This is a genomic window from Pontiella desulfatans (genome assembly GCF_900890425.1).
GTDB classification, from domain to species: domain Bacteria; phylum Verrucomicrobiota; class Kiritimatiellia; order Kiritimatiellales; family Pontiellaceae; genus Pontiella; species Pontiella desulfatans.
In genome coordinates this window covers 613,913-632,740 of the sequence record NZ_CAAHFG010000002.1, presented here as the reverse complement: position 1 = coordinate 632,740, position 18,828 = coordinate 613,913, and the positions used below count along the sequence as shown (strand labels likewise).

At 53.2% G+C, this 18,828-nt stretch carries 9 protein-coding genes, 1 tRNA gene and 1 pseudogene; 2 read left to right on the top strand and 9 right to left on the bottom strand.

Features of this window, described 5'->3' with window-relative positions:
- Positions 1-7: 7 nt before the first annotated feature.
- From E9954_RS18235 to E9954_RS18215, 5 genes are all read right to left on the bottom strand, one after another.
- Positions 8-4,495 (bottom strand): right-handed parallel beta-helix repeat-containing protein, encoded by a 4,488-nt coding sequence (locus E9954_RS18235; protein ID WP_136080724.1) that lies wholly within the window; start codon positions 4,493-4,495, stop codon positions 8-10.
- Positions 4,496-4,602: 107 nt separating this feature from the next.
- On the bottom strand, positions 4,603-7,500 hold the full coding sequence (locus tag E9954_RS18230) for a hypothetical protein (RefSeq protein WP_136080723.1): 2,898 nt from the start codon (positions 7,498-7,500) through the stop codon (positions 4,603-4,605).
- 243 nt (positions 7,501-7,743) lie between these two features.
- Positions 7,744-9,198: a sulfatase family protein gene (locus E9954_RS18225; RefSeq protein ID WP_136080722.1), complete on the bottom strand. Its 1,455-nt coding sequence runs from the start codon at positions 9,196-9,198 to the stop codon at positions 7,744-7,746.
- Positions 9,195-10,568 carry a sulfatase-like hydrolase/transferase gene (locus tag E9954_RS18220; RefSeq protein ID WP_136080721.1) on the bottom strand — a complete coding sequence of 458 codons (1,374 nt, stop codon included), beginning with the start codon at positions 10,566-10,568 and terminating at the stop codon, positions 9,195-9,197. The genes E9954_RS18225 and E9954_RS18220 overlap by 4 nt, the downstream gene beginning before the upstream one ends.
- Positions 10,569-10,588: 20 nt before the next feature.
- The gene (locus E9954_RS18215; protein ID WP_168442383.1) at positions 10,589-13,159 is read right to left on the bottom strand and encodes a glycoside hydrolase family 3 C-terminal domain-containing protein; all 2,571 of its coding nucleotides are present in this window, start codon (positions 13,157-13,159) and stop codon (positions 10,589-10,591) included.
- Between the two features lie 636 nt (positions 13,160-13,795).
- On the opposite strand from E9954_RS18215, the gene E9954_RS18210 reads away from it, so the two are divergent.
- Both E9954_RS18210 and E9954_RS18205 read left to right on the top strand, forming a co-directional pair.
- Positions 13,796-13,872 (top strand) — tRNA-Ile (locus E9954_RS18210).
- Between the two features lie 350 nt (positions 13,873-14,222).
- The gene (locus tag E9954_RS18205) at positions 14,223-15,872 is read left to right on the top strand and encodes a gamma-glutamylcyclotransferase family protein (protein ID WP_136080719.1); all 1,650 of its coding nucleotides are present in this window, start codon (positions 14,223-14,225) and stop codon (positions 15,870-15,872) included.
- Here the strand turns inward: E9954_RS18205 and E9954_RS18200 are convergent.
- The 4 genes and pseudogenes from E9954_RS18200 to E9954_RS33695 all read right to left on the bottom strand — a co-directional run.
- Positions 15,860-17,428, bottom strand: a complete 1,569-nt coding sequence (locus tag E9954_RS18200; RefSeq protein ID WP_136080718.1) for an SUMF1/EgtB/PvdO family nonheme iron enzyme — start codon at positions 17,426-17,428, stop codon at positions 15,860-15,862. The genes E9954_RS18205 and E9954_RS18200 overlap by 13 nt on opposite strands.
- Positions 17,429-17,482: 54 nt before the next feature.
- Positions 17,483-17,626, bottom strand: a complete 144-nt coding sequence (locus tag E9954_RS32645) for a hypothetical protein (protein ID WP_168442382.1) — start codon at positions 17,624-17,626, stop codon at positions 17,483-17,485.
- Positions 17,627-17,710: 84 nt separating this feature from the next.
- A complete protein-coding gene (locus E9954_RS18195) occupies positions 17,711-18,322 on the bottom strand; it encodes a hypothetical protein (protein WP_136080717.1) in 612 nt (203 codons plus the stop codon).
- 132 nt (positions 18,323-18,454) lie between these two features.
- Positions 18,455-18,736, bottom strand: a pseudogene (locus E9954_RS33695) (zincin-like metallopeptidase domain-containing protein); the annotation flags it as partial.
- Positions 18,737-18,828: the final 92 nt, after the last annotated feature.

Here is an 18,828-nt window from a genome sequence, read left to right as displayed (position 1 = left end):
CCCGGGATCAGGGCATCTCCAGTTCCAGCTTAATGAACCGTTGTGGTTCGGATGTGCCGTTGTGGTTCGTGTAGCTCTTCATCATTCCGTCGTTCGCCGTCACGCTGACGGTTTCGTTGGTTTCCCACGCCCCATCCAGCAGGTTCGTACTGGAGACGACATAGGCAACCACGTTGCTGTCGCCGATCAGGGAGAATATGTAGTCTCCGTCAGCGGCATCAAACTCCGGGTTCTGCGCATCCACCCAGCCGTTGGTCGGATTGCCGCCGAACACATACTCACCGTAGTCGAGCAGGCCGTCGCTGTCGAAGTCCGCGATGGGGTCGCCGGACAGACCATGATCCGATATGAACGTCTCAAAGGGTACCTCCTCCGGCAGCACATCGAAATTTAAATTCACCGGCGATCGGGTGACCAGCACGTTGTCGATGTGGTAGGTTCCACCAACGTTAGCGTCACCCGTGTTGTAGTGGAAACGCAGCGTGCCGAAATCCGTCAGATCATTCTGGAAGCCGAGGTTGGTGTGAGTGATATCAATCGATCCATAATCCAGGCCCTGGATCCTCATATCGAATCGGTCGTCCGCTGTTTCGGCGGGCAGGATGCTCAGCGTAAAGCGATACCACGTATCCGGATGGGGTGCCGTACCGAGCGTCATCCATGTTGCGCCGTCCTTATACTGAACCTTTCCGATTCCGGACGTCAGATGAACATTGATCCCCACGGTGCTCCCCTGTTTAAGCTGGAAGCCCGGATTGGCCACGGCCCCCGTGTAGCGATAGTCGAACTGGATATACAGGGGCGCGCTGTCCGCAACGGAAAAGTTCCGCTCAATACGGCTTAAAGTGTTGGTGTCGTCCATGAAGAGCGCTCCAACGGTGTCGGCCCCGCCGTTCGAGAACGGCGATTGTGCCGAGCTATTCGTGGCCACATCGTCGGTGACGGCCCAATCGCCCAGGCCGCCTGCAAAGTCCTCGTCCACAATGATCGTTTCCAATGTTTGAACGAATTGCACCCCGGCATCTTCGAAATAGACGCCGCCGGAGCCGGTCGAGTTTTTCCAGGCATACACTTCAGCACTGGTGTTCGTGGGGCCGGTGGTAAATGTGAGTGTTGTCTGTTCCCATTCGTAGGGCGTGGCATCGGCACGGATGGGAACGGCACCGGTAACGGTATCCGTGATGACAGTTCCGTTGGTTTCCGCATTGCCGTGATTGCGAACGCCCAGATAAGCCGACTCGCCGGGCTCCACCCGGAACTTACCCATGAATTCATATTCGGTATACGGCTCGAGGTTGGTGATTACCTGCGAAACGCCGCAGGCCCCCTCGCCCAGTTCCACGCTGTACGCCCCGCCCAGCGTATTGCCATCCGCGACCCACTGACTTTTGTTGTTTTCATTCAGCAGGGATGCCGCTCCGCCCATGGATTGCCACGGGGTGAGCGTCCCGGCCTCGAACGATCCGTTTATCAGCATGTTGCGGTGCTTCACCAGCGAGCGGGTCGTGTCGATCATCAGCGGCGGGGAGGCGAAATCATGCCCCGGCGTCCAATCCGTGCCGCCGATTTCATAGGCACCCGCATCGGGTCCCGCTCCTTCCCAGCTATCCGTGATGCCTTCCAGCGGAACAGCCGCATCAACGGGAGCGGTAGCCGGCGTCAGATATCGATTCGATATGATCTGGGAATAGTTTATGAAATTGTTCTCGAAGGTGTACCCGTTCCCGTCAAAATCCGTGCCTGCGTTAAAGACATTATTGATGTAGCGGCATCCATGCAGATCCCGCTGCTGACCGGCGTTCCATGCTGAACCGATCGCGGTGTCACCACTGGTTGATCCCGTGTTGTTAAAATACAGCAGGTAGTTCGCATACTGGTTATGCGCAATGGCCTTTTTGCTGACCCCCCACACCGCGTTGTGATGGGTCAGGATGTTCTTGCAGTTATGGTCGTAATAAATACCGTTTCCATGGCCCGTTGCCAGATTGTGATGGAACCAGTTGTAGCGGACTTCGGCATCTCCCCCGGCGATACTGTTGCCGTAAACCAGCCCCAGATCCCAGGTCAGGTAGCCCGCATAGGAAACATCGTTGTACTGAATCAGGCTGCCATACATTTCCCCGAGATTGATGCACTGACGCCCCGCCCGGCTGATGGTGTTGTGGCTGATGACAAAATCGGATCCCTTTAACACGAGAGGCGAGGCATAGCTCCCGATATAGTCGTGGTCATGGATGTAGTTGTTGACGATCCAATGTCCCGACCCGCCCAGATAGACGCCGGTTCCAGAGCTGTAGGCGATCTCGCTGTTTTCCAGCCGGTGGTTGGTGCCGTAAAGCAGCAGGCCGGTGGAACTCTGGGAATTCGCCCCTTTCTCCGCATTGTTCGAGTGGTAGATGTGCTTGAGGGTCAGGCGATCAAACTCCAGCGCGTCCGATTCCCCGGAGGTATTGATCCCCGTCGCAAAAAAATCCAAGCCCTCCAGACGAATGAAATCCCGGCCGGACAGATCGAATCCGTACAGGCGCTTTTTCACCTCAACACCGGTCGGCACCCCGCCGCCCGGTGCCCACAGGTGCAGGTATGTTCCGTCGTAGTACCACTCGTTGGCGCTGTCCAGCGCATCCCGGACACCGAAAAGATAAAACTTGCCGTCTTCCTTACAGATCATATTGCCTTTTGAATCGGCATTGTTGACCAGGGATATTTCGCCCGAACCAAAACCAGTGATCTCCCCGGACCAGGCGGACCAGCGCTTATAGCTCGACACCCAGGCCTGTCCGCCCGTCCAGTCATAGTCCGGAATGGAGCTGTCCACAATGCTGTTGCTGGTGGTGCCGGATTCCATGGTGGCCATCTGAAACTCCAGCAGCCCGTCCAGCGAATCCGTACCGACGTTGGGCCAGCGCGCCTCCCAGGCCATGTGGCTTCCATTCACAAAAATCTGGTTTTCATGTCCCAGGGCCATTTCAACTTCGGCCGCATAGACATTCACCTGGTCGACGGGCCCCTCCAGCTTAATCGCATCCAGCCGCATATTGAGGTCGTCGGCTCCCGGCCCACTGAACGTGAAGGTAAAGGTTACCGGGTTCGTCGCGCTCTTCAGTTCGCTCCAGCCGCTTAGATCCACCGTTTTGGTCTCGAAGCCTGAACCCAGGGCCTGCTCCCCCGTGACCCCGAGATCCGCGGCATAGTGCGTATTGTACACCGCATATAGAATATTGGTTCCGGTCGCACTCGATGTCAGTTCCATCTTCCGGTTTTTCGATCCGTCCGCCGCACCGGCATCCATCTGAATTTCGAAGGACAGGGCGCGGCAGCTCGCACGGAAATCCGCATCCGGGGTCAGCGTAAAGTCAAGCGTCGCAGCCGCACCGTATTTTTTCCACTGGGGCAGCCCGTCCGAGCTTAGCTTGTTGGTGTTGTCTGTCGTGACAAACGAACCGGTACTCTTGGTAACATCGCCTGCCGTCAGGTTGGGATCGGCGGCATCCGCCGCGCCGGTGCCTGAATCAAACCCGTAGTCCGCCAGGATCTGGGGCACGACAACGTCGGGGGTCCACACCCGCACATTGTCCACATAGAAATTTCCGCCGTTCTGGGGCGCAGCGACATTGTGGAGCCATCTCAGCTCGTCGTAGGAGCTGATATCGTTGCGGAACGGAAGATTCGTCGCCGTAACCACCGCCGTTCCATTGGTGTCTGTGATCGTTACATCCATGGTGTCGTTCACGCCGTTCGTTTCAGGAGAAACGACAAAGTGATAGTGATACCACTGGTTCAGGCTGACGCTCCCGATGGTCACTCGCCCTGATCCGTCATCGTATTTTACCGTTCCGCTCTTGACGGTAAACAGGATCCCCTGACCATCGGCCCCATAAAGCTGGAAGGTCTGCTCGGGCCCGCCCACCGTGGAATTCATATCAAACTCCATGTGCAGGGGCTGCGTCGAAGCCGTGCCGTTAACATTAATCGTCTTATAAACCTTGGGCATCTGTGTTGCCGTCAGGTCCAGTGCCAGGCTGCCGCCGCCCGGATGGGCGGTAAAGGCCGATTCCGGCCCGTTGTTGGCCACCACGACACCGGTGCCGGCGGCATAGTTCCAGCCGGCCGTCGGCAGGGCTCCATCAAAATTTTCATCAATGTCCAGCGGTTGATCCCCCGCTACGCCGAGCGTCCATGGCCCCAACACCGGTTCGCATCCATGAATGATGACGGTCTCGCCATTGTAAGCTGCGTATGTGATCGGGTTGCCTGCCGTTCCAGAGCTCGCCGGAATCACGGTTTCGCGGTACGTACCGCCACGGATCATGCAGGTGTCCCCGGCCACCATCCAATCCGCCGCATTCTGAATCGTGCGCCATGGCTCCGTTATCGTTCCGAAATTGTTGTCGTCGCCCGTCGGCGATACATAATACACGGCTCCGAAAACGGGTAGGCAGGCAACGGCCAGAATGAATGCTGCACTTATTCCTGAACGCCGGGCTTTCATCATAAAGCTTCCTAATGAGTTTGCAGGTTTTCAACAAATGGGACTGCCCCGAAAAACTCCGGGGCAGCCGCATCATTCATATTGTTAGTGTGTGAACCCAGCCACTCGTTCTATTCCACAAGCAGTTTGTAGAACAGCTGATTTCCTCCGATGCCTACCGCATTGGTGTAGGTGCCCAACTCTCCGTCATCCACGGAGATCACCGCGGCCGAATTGGTGGCCCATTCGCCGAACATCAGATTGGCGCGAGTGAGGATCTGAACCGTTAGATCAGTATCGTTACGCACCGTGTAAACATATGCGCCTCCAGCATCGAATTCCTGCCCAACACCTACATCCGCACCATTGGTCGGGCTTCCGCCGAACACATACTCACCCTTGTTGTTGAGCACGTCGCCATCAGGATTGTCGGTTTCATCATCGTTTCCGCTGGTCAACCCATTGTCTTCAGCCCACTGCTCATACGCCGTGAGCTGAGAAATCCCATTTCCGATTTTCAGGTTGTCGATGTAGAACGCCTTATCGTCAGACGACTCCTTCGTGCGATTGAAGAAGAATCCGAACGACGTGTAGTTGGTGATGTCCGAACGGAACGGCTGGTTTGTCGCGCTGCCGATCACCGCACCGGACGTATCCCATACCGTAATGTCAAAGGTCTTGGTGGCCGCACTCTCCGGCGAGGCAATGATTTCAACCGTATGCCATTGGCCCTCAACCGGCGTAATGCCCAACTGAACCCATGAATCAGTAGGCGTGGGCTTGTTTTGAAGCCCCACGGTCGCTCCCTGCATCATGCGCATACCATCCATGCCCTGTGTATCGAAGGAAGACGTGTCATCGAGCTGGTTATTATCCACCAGGCGGAAGCCGAAATTCTTGGTTCCCGCGGTTTCGGGACGGTAGTCGAACACGATGTGCAGCGGCCGATTGGGATCGTCCACCGTGAAGAAGACATCCACCTCGGGGTTGGAGTTGATTTCACTGTTCTTGAGTTCAGCACTCAGACCCCCACCAACGGTCGGGAAGAAAGCAGATTCCGGACCGGTCACCTCAGAACCATAGGAAAAAACCGCGCCACTGTCGGTCTCGGCATCGGGTACGGCACGGATATAGACATTGTCGATGTAGAACTGCCCGTCATCCGTCGGCGAACCCGTATTAAAATAGAAGCGCGCATGGTCATAGTCCGCAAGATCGTTGCGGAACGACAGCCCGTTGGTGCTGAATACCGTGACGTTGTTCGTATTCAGGATGGTCAGGTCGAAGGTGTCGCCCGACGCGTTTGATTCGGGGGAAGTCACGATCTTGAACTGGTACCAGGAGCCCTCGTCAAGGGTGACGCCTAAGGGGGTCATCGCGGTTCCGTTGTGGTAGCGAACCTGACCACTTGAGTTGGCCAGATCCATCTGGATGCCCGGAGTTCCGCCGCTGTTGCGCAGGGCAAATTCATGCGCCGCCGAAAAGTCCGCCGGATTGAAGCTGAATTCAATCTTCAGCGGCTGATCCGCGTCGTCGCCGGAAAGCTGGATATCAACGTTGGCGTCTGGCACGCCTGCGGCCGTCATATCCAGGTTCAGGCTGGCGCCCGGCGTACCGAACGGGTCGACCGCATTGGGTCCGGTATTGGTTGCGACCGCGCCGTTATCGTTAAACGTCCAGCTGTTCGTGGGAAGCGTGTCGAATTCCTCCAGGATGAGCAGGGTTCCCGGCGTGCCGTTGAAATCCTCATCCACGATGGAGGTAATGTTGGTAGAGTATGGAGCCAGAATGCCGGGGCCCGTGTACTCGAACGCCGATCCTTCCACATAAATATCGTCCATCCGCCACTGGCCGTTGGCCGCTGCATACTTCTCAAAGTAGTCCCAGGTAAACGTTACCGTTGAATTGGTCAGCAGCTCGGGCCACTGGGTCAGGTCAACCGTGATGTCTTTGAACTGGTTGTTGACGAGAGCCCATACATTCCCGCCACTGGTGATGCCATCTTCAGTCGCCCAGTCCTTGTTGTACACTTCGAATAGAACGTTGGTGCCGGTGGCGCTGGAGGTCAACTCGACTTTGTAAGGCCTGCCGCCCGCTGTGCCGTCCATCCTCAGCCCGAACAGCAGGGCGCTGCAACCCAGAGAATAGCCGTCGTCCGGCGTAAGCGTAATGCTGGCCGTTGTGGGATCGGCAGAAGTCTGCCAAAGCGGGAAGCCGCCGGTGGAAGCTCCGCCTCCCACCGTCGTATTGACATACCCCGAATCCGCAGTGAAAGCACTTGCCGAAACGTTGCTCGCGGTGGCATCCGCCACCGTGTTGGACGCACTGAAGGTGTATTTCACCAGATCGCCCGGATCGATATCGGGAGGAGGAGGCGCATCGAAAAACTGATTCGAGATCACCACATTGTCGATGATGTAGTCACCACCACTCGCGCTAACGGCTGTATTGAAGAACCATTTCGTGAAATCGTAGGTGCCGATCTCGTTCCGGAACGGCTGGTCGGTGACATCCAGGATGTTTCCGGCGGGTTGCCCCTGCTGCGTGACCTGCAGGTCGAAGGTTTTGCCTGACGTAGTTTCCGGCGGCAAGGTGAACTTAAAATTGTACCAGGTGGCAGCCTGCATCGTGAAGTTCGGTGTAAGGTTCACAAATGCACTCGACTCCCGGTTTTGGATTTGACTGCTACCGCCGGCAACGTGCAGGAGGATGCCCTGGGTGCTGCCATCACCGCTCAGCTCAAACGCATGGCTTTGACCGCCCTGGGCGTTCGAATAGTAATCGAAGGACACCACCACGTTGGACGCTGCATTCGGGTTGAAGGTGTCGGACACCATTTGCGCGTTCTCGGTTATCGAATTATCGTCGAGCCTTATCGTGTTATTGGTAAGGGTCGCATCGGTTCCGCTCAGCGTGAAGCCGGTCGTGTCCGTATCAAAGTCGTTCTCCAGTATCACAGCGGCACTCGCCGTCATGGCCAGTCCCGATATGAGCATCACACCTGTTGCTATGAATCGCCTCTTCTTCATTATGCATCTCCTATGCGTTGAATTAAGCCACCCCACTTAATGCAGAGTAACAGTATTTACTATAACCACGGTTACGTGTCAAACCATCTATTTCCCAATCCCGGCCCCACCCTCCGGCAAAACCCTGGTAACATCTTTTACTAGTAACTATTTTTACTACGCCTCTTGACCCGATCTGTCAACCGGGAATTTCACTATTTTAATGATCCTGCAATTCGGACACGGAAAACCCGCGATATTCCCTCAATATATTTGCTTCAGTTTTTCGGGAGCCGTCAGCACATGCGGATCCTGATACTCCGCAATGGCACCCTCCAATTCCTCTGGACAGTCATAGATATGCGCCATAGAAGATTTAATATCACCACTGTCCTGATCCAACGGGTGGCTGGATTTCAAATAGGGAATTGAGCCGCCTTCGGTCAAAAAATCGTTTTGCTCCTTCATCCAGGCGAAGAGTTCTTTTTTCAACTCGGCTTTAACCTGTTTGAATCCCGGCTCGTCGGCCAAATTTACCAATTCGAAGGGGTCTGCCTGAGTATCATACAACTCCTCTTCCGGCGTAGCTGGATGCTTTTGAGCCCCCAACAAACGGAACGGGTCAATCGTCAGCCCGGCTTGCTCATCAAGCCGTATGCGCTCCAGCGCATTAAAGTTGTGAATGTAGTGATAGCGCTTCCCGCGCGCCGACCGCCTCGGAAAAATGTGAGCATCCCAAACGCCTTGCTGCGTCATCAGTCCGAAAACGGTTTCATGGTGCTCCGAGGCATCGCCCATCAACACCGAACAAAAACTTTTTCCATCGGCATCCTCCGGCGGTTGTCCGCCGGCAAGTTCCACAAACGTGGGCAGGATGTCGACATAGCTGGTCAGCGCATCGGTCCGACCGGGCTTCACCTTGCCGGGCCACCGGACAATGAACGGCACGTTCAGCCCCCGGTCGTATACCGTGAACTTTGCATCGCTTCCGTTGCCGTGATCGGATGAATATACGAATACCGTGTCTTTTTCCAAGCCATGCTTTTCCAGCATTTCGAGCACGCGGGCGAGCTCGTTCTCCTTGATTTCGATATTGTCGTAATATCCAGGAAGCTGCTTGGTCTGGCTGGAGTTCATGTATGGATGAGCCACCGTCTTTTCTCCCGGAAATTTCGGGTTTTTCGGATAGGGTCCGTGCGGGAAACTGGAGGTAATGAAAAGGCAGAAAGGCTGCCCCTTCACCGTCGATAAATAGTCGTCGATTTTATCAAGAGCCAACGGTTCATGCCTGTTCGAGCCGATATACGTATCCCACCGGAATACCGATGACGGTTTCACGTGAACTTTCCCCGCCAGTGCCACACTGTAGCCCAGCGGCTTCAGGGCATCGTAGACGGTCTTGGTTTCGTCCCGCACTGCGGTATGGTTCATAAAGCACCCGTTGCGTATGGGATACTGACCCGTAAACAGAACCGAACGGCTCGGGGCGCAGATGGCCTGCGCCGTAAACATCTGATCGAACACCATCCCCTCTTTTGCCAGTGCGTCGGTTACGGGCGTGAGATCCAGCGGCAGGCCATAGCAACCATAGTCATAAATCAACTGGTCGTCGCCCAGGAAGAAAACGAAGTTCGGCTTTTCCGCAGCCCATTCGGCCAGGGCTGTTCCGGAAAGAATTCCGATGAGAAAAAAAAGTTTAACGACCGTTCGATTCATCATTTTTTCCGATGGAATCCGGGTCTTTTATTCGGGGAGCGAAGCTCGTCCGGACGCAGCGAGGCATAGCGATCGAGCACCTGCTGGAACTGATCCCGAACAGCTTTTTGCCCATCCGTCAGCGACGTGGACTCCAATGGCTCCAGCTCAAGAATATCGTTTTCGAGATCATAAAAATTGCCGTCCAGATATAGTTTATAGCGTTTATCGCGTACAAATTCCCAGATCTCATTCCGGTCTGTCCGGCGTTGGTACCAACCGTAGGTCCAGTCGCGCGGACTTCCCGCCAGCCCCTGCATTTGAGGCCAAAAGCTACGCCCATCAATCGAGGACGACAACGATGCCGGAACCGGCACCCCACCTATATCACAAAGCGTTGGAAGGATGTCGCTGAAATCAACCAGATCGGCAGATGCCTGCCCTTCCGGAATAAGGCCGGGGCAGTTTGCGATCAGCGGGACATGGGTTCCGGCATCCGTTGGCAACCCCTTCCCGCCACGAACCGCCTTGCCGTTCACTTTGGATGTAACGCCTTGGGTGGTTCCGTTGTCGCCGGTAAAGATCACAACTGTATTTTCCCGTACCCCCAGGTCTTCAAGCTTGGCAATCAGCTTGCCGATTTCCTTGTCCATGTATTCCATCATGTCCGGGAAATGAGTGATGTCGTTAAAATCCGAGCCTTTAATGTTATCCAATCCACGGGCCTCAGGGTTCCACTGATCGGATTGCGGCGTGGGTTCAAACGGGTTGTGTACCAGCAGCATCGAGTAGTATAGAAAAAAGGGTTCATCCCTGTTCTTTTCGATAAAGCCGGATGCATAGTCGAACAGGACATCCGGCCCGTATTCGCCGTTTTCGTGGCTGACAAACTTGCCGTCCATTGCAATCCCGGGGTTGGGATATCGGCTGATGTTCCCATTATTAATCAGTCGCCACATGCAATAGTTGTCGAAACCAAAATTCCCCGGCGCATCATATCCCCCGCCCAGTTGCCACTTCCCCACCATACAGGTTTTGTATCCGGCATCCCTGAACAGGTTCCCGAAGCTGGTTTCCTTCGGATCCAGATGCGCAAATTTCACATAGTTGCGCACATTGTACTTCCCGGTCATGATCTGTACTCGCGACGGCGTGCAGATCGGCTGGGCATGCGCATGGTCAAAACGAATGCCGGTTTCGGCCAGGCGGTCGATATGCGGGGTTTTATACGAGGTTCCCCCGTAGGCTCCGATGCATTCGTAGCCCAGATCGTCGGCCATCACCAAAATCACATTCGGCGGACGCTTCCCGTTTGACTCCCCCGAAACCGACCGTGCCCCGCAGAGACCTGCAAGCAGCAAACAGACTGCAACTGCTTTACCTAGTTCTTTCATAATCCTACTCCTTAATATAATCAATCGGTTGAAAGAGAGACTTCGCAGGAAACCCGGCGATCATCGGATGCCGCCCCGACTTCAAGCAGCCAGGTTGGGGCATCAAACACAAACCCTTCGGAGGACTCATCACGGCGGCGCAGGATGCGCGTATCGAGCGGCACGTTAACTTCGACCGTTTTTCCGGCGGGAATTACCTGCCGTGAAAATCCGATCAATTGGCGGAGCGGCCGCCCTGAATCGGCCTGCGGATTGCCGGCATATACCTGCACCACTTCGGCCCCATCGCGGGAACCGGCATTGGTTACAGGAACAACCAGGATAACCTCGTCCCCGGCGACCGGTTTATCCGTCAGAAGATGCGGCTCACCGTATTCAAAGTTCGTATAACTCAGCCCATGGCCGAACGCGAACAGTGGATCGCCCTGGAAATATTTATAGGTACGGCCATCCATGGAATAGTCCTCGAACGAAGGCAGATCATCATCCGAACGATAGAAGGTGACCGGCAGGCGACCGGAGGGATTGACCTTGCCCGTCAGGATTTCGGCCACCGCATCGCCGCCGCGCTGGCCATAATACCAGGCGCAGAGAATCGCATCGGGACTGTCCGTATCAAAGGCGACCGCACTGCCGGTCGTCAGCACCACGGTAAACGGTTTCCCAAGTTTGGAAACTTCATCGAGCAGTTCGCGCTGCGAAGCCGGCAGCTGAATGGTGGTACGGTCTCCCGCCGCAAAGCCCTCAAAATTAACCGGCATTTCCTCGCCTTCCACCTCGGGGGTCAGTCCAAGACAAAGTATAATGTGGTCGGCATCTTTCGCCGAATCCAGCGCCGCCGGCAGGGAGTCTTCCGGGTCGAGCGGCGTCTGCCACCACATGGAGACCAGCCCTTCCCCGCAGGTCTGGCGGTATTCAATCAAAACCGGAACCGTCTGGCCGGCGACCAGTTCCGTCGAAACAGTCCGTGCCCGCCGCTCGCCGGCATCATTGACATACAGTTCGTCCAGCAACACCTCATCGCCCACGGTCAGGCGGAAACCTCCGATACGTTCGATGGAAAAGGTGTATTCCCCGGAGGCGATGGGAGTGATGCAACCCTTCCAACGGATCGATGCATCATCAGCCGGAATCGGTGGTATCGGCTGGTAGATATTCCAGAAAAGTTCCAACCCGCATTGCGTTTGGGCGGGTTCCCCGTCAAAATCCGGATTGTCAAAAACTTCAGCAACCAATCCTGGTTGCACACCCTCCTCATCAGCAAAAACACACGAGGCGGACTCAAATGACTGCCCGCTTTTTTCCAGCCCCTTAACGAGCGGAACGGCTCGGTAATGGCACACCTCGACACCCGCAGGTTCAAACTTTTTCCTCAGTCCCTCCAGCAGATTCACCGGCTGATCCGGAACGCCAAAATAGTTGCCCAGCAAAGCGGCCCGACTGTCCGCCGTCGGCCCCAGCACCACCACCTTATTAAGCGTTGAGGGATCCAGCGGAAGCACCCCGTCGTTTTTCATCAGTACAGTCGACTGCCGCGCGGCTTCGAGCGCCAGTTGGTCATTTGCCGGCGTGGCCACCTCGGAGGCAGGAATCGAACTATAGGCAACCGTTTCCGGCGGATCAAACTGCCCGAGCCGGAAGCGCACCGACAGGTTACGAACCAGGGCCTCGTCCAGATCATTCTCGCTGATCAGTCCCTGCTCCACCGCTTCTCCAAGATGCTCAAACGCCCAGCCGCTGCACAGATCCTGCCCCGCGAGAATCGCCAGGGCACTGCCCTCGGCATGGTCGGCAGCCACCTTCATATGGTCGGCCAGGTTGGCCACATTGTCGACATCGCCGACAATGGCCCCGTCAAACCCCCACTCGTCGCGAAGCAGATCGGTCATCAGCCAGCGGTTTGCACAGCAGGCGGTGCCGTTAATCGCATTATACGCCGTCATCATTCCGGCAGGGTTACTATCCCGGACAACAAACTCAAACACGCTGAGTTCCTCTTCCCACATGTCGCGATCAGAGACCACGGAATCGAAGCTGAACCGGCCGCCCTCGGGACCGCTGTGCACGGCAAAATGCTTCGGCGTCGCCACAGCCTTAAGATACCGGTCGTCGTTGCCCTGAATGCCCCGGACAAAGGCAGTACCCAGCCGGGAGGTCAAACAGACATCCTCGCCGTAGCACTCCTGCCCCCTGCCCCAGCGCGGATCACGAAACAAGTTGACATTGGGCGACCAGAGAGTGAGCCCCTGATACCGCTCCGTTGCGCCGCCGTTTTCGCGCGCAGCCTGATGGTGCTTTGCTCGCGCTTCCGTGGAAATGGTGTCGGCAATCCGCTCGATCAAAATCGGATTCCAGGTAGCCGCCATCCCGATGGCCTGTGGAAAAACCGTTGCGATCCCATTGCGCGCCACCCCATGCAACGCCTCACCCCACCAATCGTAGGCCGGAATACCCAGCCGATCAATCGCCGGACTTTGCATCATCAGCATCCCGGGTTTTTCATCCAGCGACAGCCGTGAAACCAGATCCACCGCGCGCTGCTCAACGGATTGAGACGGATCTTTCCAAATTTGTATCTTCGTTAAATTCATTTTAGTCCATTCACTTCCAGACAGCACTCTGAAAAGCCTGCCCGCTCGTACTCCGGGATCGGCACCACATGCCCGATCCGCCCCCTGCGCACCCCACCTACCGCATGGCATCCGTTCTTAGTAACATTATTTACTTACACCGGTTTGTCAACCCGTATTTTCAGACAACCCAACAAACGGCCCTCGATTTGGCTCACGCCCCGTTAGACAAAGACCGACCAGCGCCGTCCACCATAGGGCGGCATCGTTCTTGTGTTGCGGTTTGACCCAGAATGAATTTAGTGTGAATTTAAGAGTGCTCAACCAGATGCCGTCAAATCATCTTTGGAACAGCATTCCAAAAACACGGATCTACAAACGATGACAAACTTCGGACTTCAAATTGGTACACCGAAGGTGGTACACCAAAGACATAAACAGCTCAGATCGGGGCTGTTCTTGCAATTATAACGTATTGCTAATGAGTGTGTTAATCGGGTCAAAAATCTGGTCCCCGTTATCCTCCACCAATTCAAGGCCCGATCTTCGGATCGGGCCTTTTTTTCGGCCTCGGGGACTGGCACCACAAAACACGAAATGCCCCTTGCGTTGTCCATTCCGATTCCTGTATTTCTACCGTCCGCTTTTGAACAAAAAGGGCTCGTAGCTCAGTCGGTCAGAGCAGGAGACTCATAATCTCTTGGTCGGGGGTTCAAGTCCCTCCGGGCCCACCATCCTAAAACCCCGTAATATTCAATGATATAGGGTTTTTTATTTAAAAATCGTGCTCCCATTTGCTTTTCCATGATCACACAAAGACCAACTGTTAGACCGCTCAAAATACATCTAAAATACATCTTTCGATTTTGCCCCTTATCGTCTGACTGAGACATTTCCAGATATTGGCCGGCAATCACAATTTGCCAGATTCGGCATCCGACAAATTACTGACCACCCAAATTACTGACCACCCAAAAACTTTTCAGAAATGCATCAAGACTGCGGGACTCGCTTTTTCAAACAAATCATTCTTGGAACACCCAAATACAGCGTTATGATGCAATAAACGTGCAGGAAGGTTTCTATGAACACTCAGACCAAGAAAAATGATATTATCCAGTCAGTCCACCGACTTATTGAGAATGCAAAGACTATGCAAAACTCAGACTCTCCAGAAACATATCACCCGTTTTTAATCAATCTGTACGAAACCATTAAGGCTGTACTTAAAAGTCGGTTCTGGCAACACTTCTCATCACTCCCTGTTGCAGAACAGAAACTGGCCTTCAACGATTACACAGCCATCCTATCAGTAGATGACACTGATTCACTGGAACAGTGGGGTGAAATTCTTCTTCACTGTAACGGAGGTGTCTCAAAAAAAGATATAGACACCCTTCAGGATCTAGATCGAGAATATCGCTTGGTCTCAGAAATGGAGGGGCGCATTAAGCCTAACCCTGAGCTTTGCGAAAAATCTATTGAGTTGACTAAACAACTTGTTTTACCCCGAGAGACTTCGCCTGAAGCGTCCAAACATCCTGAGTCTCGCAATGATTTTCGGGCCACATTTGTGCTGGTTAACCTCCAAAAATGGCGAAACAGAGAGACCAGCTTGCCTTTCTACGAAAGAAGTATCTCCTTCGCAGGAAAAGAGCAGACCTTTGACGTTTACGATGAAGCAATGGTTATCACACATCGTTCAATTGATGCTTACGACAAACCCAACTTTGTTCTCCAAATGAAGTCTTCAGGCATCCAGTGCCTGGATTCGCTCCTGCCTACAGATTATCAAGTGGATAACGATACATATCGGAGGGAAGGACAAATTGATGCAGAGATCCCGGTGCTTTCTAAAGATCTCAACTATGCCAAGAAGACATGGAACGGATTCCAAGGATCAGAACAGGATTTTGCAGTAACAACTCGCTTGGGGACAACAACGGATCTTCTTCTGGCGATCGACTTCTCTTCGATTTTAGGAACCGTTGACTTTAAACAACTTCCCAGCGCATGGCTTGAAGAAACCCGATTTTCGACAAACCCACCCGAAAATATTCCAATCACACGCTCAACAGATTCCTCTCTCTGGTTTGCAAAAGTTTCACCAGACAACTCGAATCCTAACAGAATCTTCAGATTGAAAATCAAATGGGAGCTTTGTGAGCCTACAGATGATGATGAAGTCTATATTTTTTCGTACGCATCTCTGCTTTCTGCGGATCAGATTTCCGGAACCTTAGGTCGAAAAGTCACCGATTCAGATTTAAAAACGGCGGTATTACATGATTACCGCAGGGAATGGACGGCTTTCAGCCGGCTAACCACCGGCTGTGCAGGTAATATCGACTTCTGCCCTGATTACATGGCATACGCCAATGTGCACCCGGCACAGGGAGGACGATGTAATGGCGTCCTATTTAAGGTCAAACGTAGTGAATTAAAATTTTTTGACGCACGGGAACGTAATTACTGCCGGGTCAATGTGACCGACTTAATCGATACAAAACCGGACATACCGGTTTATACATACTCATCTATCCCGCGAGGGCCTCTGGATACATTCTCAAAACGTGCATTTATCCGAAAAGACTACGTGGATCTGATTTCGCACTCTCTGCAGGGATTTGATCAGACATTTCGTGATGAATATTGGGAAACTTTTGCAAACCCAGCCGATATCCCAATCTGTGATGCCTGTCCCGCAACAGAAAAGGAGCGCTATAAATTCTGACCTGAGGGTGCCAAAACCAACCGAAACCCGGTCGTGTTGTTTTTGAAATCCTCCTTGCAGTTCATTTCAGAGGATAAATGGCATTCAGTGCTACGGGTTGACCAGGAACCACCACGAAGAACGGAATTCCCCGATCCTTCGCACCATTCCCACACATTCCCCAAAATATCGCAAAGACCCCATTCATTAGAGTTCTTTGATCCCACCGGAACCGTTCCGATAGACTCCGGCATCTCAACCCATGCGCTTCTACTCAAAGCCACGACGAGCCCATATAACGAATCACGCTGAAGCTCTATGGGAAGAACTCCTTTTGCCCCGGCTCGGGCCGCATATTCCCATTCGACATTGGATGGGAGCCGAAACTTCCAGTTGGTCGGCGGCGATAAACGATGCATAAAGTCACTGCACTCACAAAATGACACAGATTCTACCGGACAGCGATCCCGCTCATCACCTTCTTGAAAAAATGACGGGTTAATTTTCGTTACAGCCAAATACTGCGTTTGTGTAACCGGAAATTTTGAAATCCAAAAACCTTGCTTAATGCGGGTCTCCTGCTGCTCCGATGAGTTCACATTCAAAGCTCTACTTGCCGGCATTCCCATCATAAAAAAGTCATGATCGCCGTTGTTATTTTTCCAATCTTCAGAATCTGTAGATGGACACCAGCAAAAGGTCATTGAGACAGAAGGTGCAATTACAATTTCTTTTTCTACGCCTGGCTTGTCGCCAAAACCAAGGGGCTTGTCGGATCCTTTCACCTTTAGAGTGCCATCAGACACCTCGTAGGCAGGGTGCCCATCCAGAATCACAGCATACCCACCCGTAATATACGGATCCTGCTCAAACGGTTGCGAATGAGACCCAGCTTTTTCTTTAAGCAAACGCGCCATTTCTGCTCTTACAGGGCCTGTAATATGTGGCAAATCTATTCTGTCTCCGCGCTCCCGATACTGATAAAAAACCCGCTCAAGTGCATGAGTAAAAACCCCTCCTTCAAGAGCCTGAAGCTCATAAGAGCATTGTCCAGGATAACAACTACAAAGAATACTTAACGGTGAATGCTTGTTAGCCTGTTTCAGGACCCCGGCAATTGCTTTTTCACTAACACCATCAAACTCACCCGATGCTGTTTTCCCTTTTTCCAAGGGCTTCCGACAGGCATCGATGATTAATATTCGATGCACCCCAGGCTTGCAGCTCGCGGACGCAATTTCATCTAGAGTTAGCGCATTCCCCGCACCACCATTCTTAAGACTCCATGCGTCTGCATTATATGGTAATATGTATTGCATGTTTTCTTTTTGAACACCATGCCCTGAAAAATAAAAAAGAAACGTGTCTTCCGATTTTATTTTTTTACAAATCCGTTCCAAATGATCAGAAATGGTCTCATTGTCGGCTTTTTCTCCCGGAAGAAATTTAGTCCTATATCCCGCGGCAGATAAAAAATTATTAATACGCTCTGCATCATCCACCGCATAATCAAGCGACTGTATGAAATCTCGCTTTTTATATGTTTCAATGCCCACAACCAAGGCGTATTTTTTCATTTTAGGCCTCCAGCAGATCAGAGCCGACCCAACTCCTCTTCTGTTTAGAATCGCTCAACAATGCCCATCTTCAAATAAGTTTATCAGCGTTTCCGCCCAAGGCAGGTCGGGAGCTAAAGGATTTTCTTCTTGGCCTTTTTCGGAAGGCTCAACTTTTTCATCCCTGTCCATTTCTGTTGCTGACTCGTTACTTCTCATTTCTCTCTCCTTAAATAGAGCTGTCGCTACCCCGCAAAAAGAAAACCCGGAACATATGGATGCTCCGGGAAAAAGATAAAGAAATCAGGAAGCGGGCTCAAGAACCTTGACGCGTTTAGGCACCAGAATGTCGGAGTCCACGGCATCATAGTTCCGGCAGAAGTGAATGAATTCATCCACGATCTGATCGCACAGGCGGTCAAATTCCTGAACCAGCTGAACTCGATCCCTCAGGGCATCGATGTCCCACTCGCTGAAGTCTTCATCCTGATCAACCGGTTTGCCGGGCTGGCTGAATATCTGCGGCTTCGGTTTTTCCAATACTTGGAGTATCCCGTTGCAGTATTCAGACGTACACGGAGTCGCCTGCTTATGCCAGGTCAGCTTTCCGCAATGGTCGCACCGCGCGGTTTTGGCATTCTTCCAGTCGAGTCCGCCGCGATAGAGCACGAGGTATCCTCCGCTCCGTCCGTTGAATCCAGCCTGCCATTCCCAGTCATGAGCATCGGCCCAATCCCTGATCAGCCGGTTGAACACATCGTAGACCTCGGTGCATTCGAGCATGTCCCACGCTTTCTGCTGTATTTCTTCCGGCAATTCCAGCCGATGGATCTTCAGGCAGTTCGCATAGGATGTGCTGCGGTTCCAGCTGTTCATCGTGTTGTACCGAAAATGGCCGGCCAGAAAATCAGCCATAGCCTTCCGGCTTCTTAGTTCTACTTTTTTATAAAAACGCTTCATTGTATTTACCTCCGGGCCTCAGCCCCCGGGATGCAGGGCTGAGGCTGTTCTTTGTTATTAGGGATTCGTTATTCGTTCGGTTGCGGGTCAGGCAACTGCTATAGCGGGTTTGTAATCTGTGATGTAGTCATAGGCCTTCTGAGCCTGCTGTCCGGCAGTGATCAGCATGGATGAGTCCGCTTTCAGTCGCTCCAGCCAGCAGTTTAGATAGGCTGCTGAGTTGTCCTGAACTTCAGGGAGAATCCCGCAATGTCCGCACAGAAACGCCGCGCCCATTTCCGCGACGAGTTCTTCCTTAGAATACTCATGCGATCGGAACCGGTTGACTTCGGTGATCCCTTTTCGCGCAAGACGCGATTTATGGCCGGTTGAGTGCGCCTTATGCCGATATCGGCATAAGGCGCATTATGCCGACACTGGGATTATGCCGAATTGAGTTTCAATGGAATTGATTGCCGGGT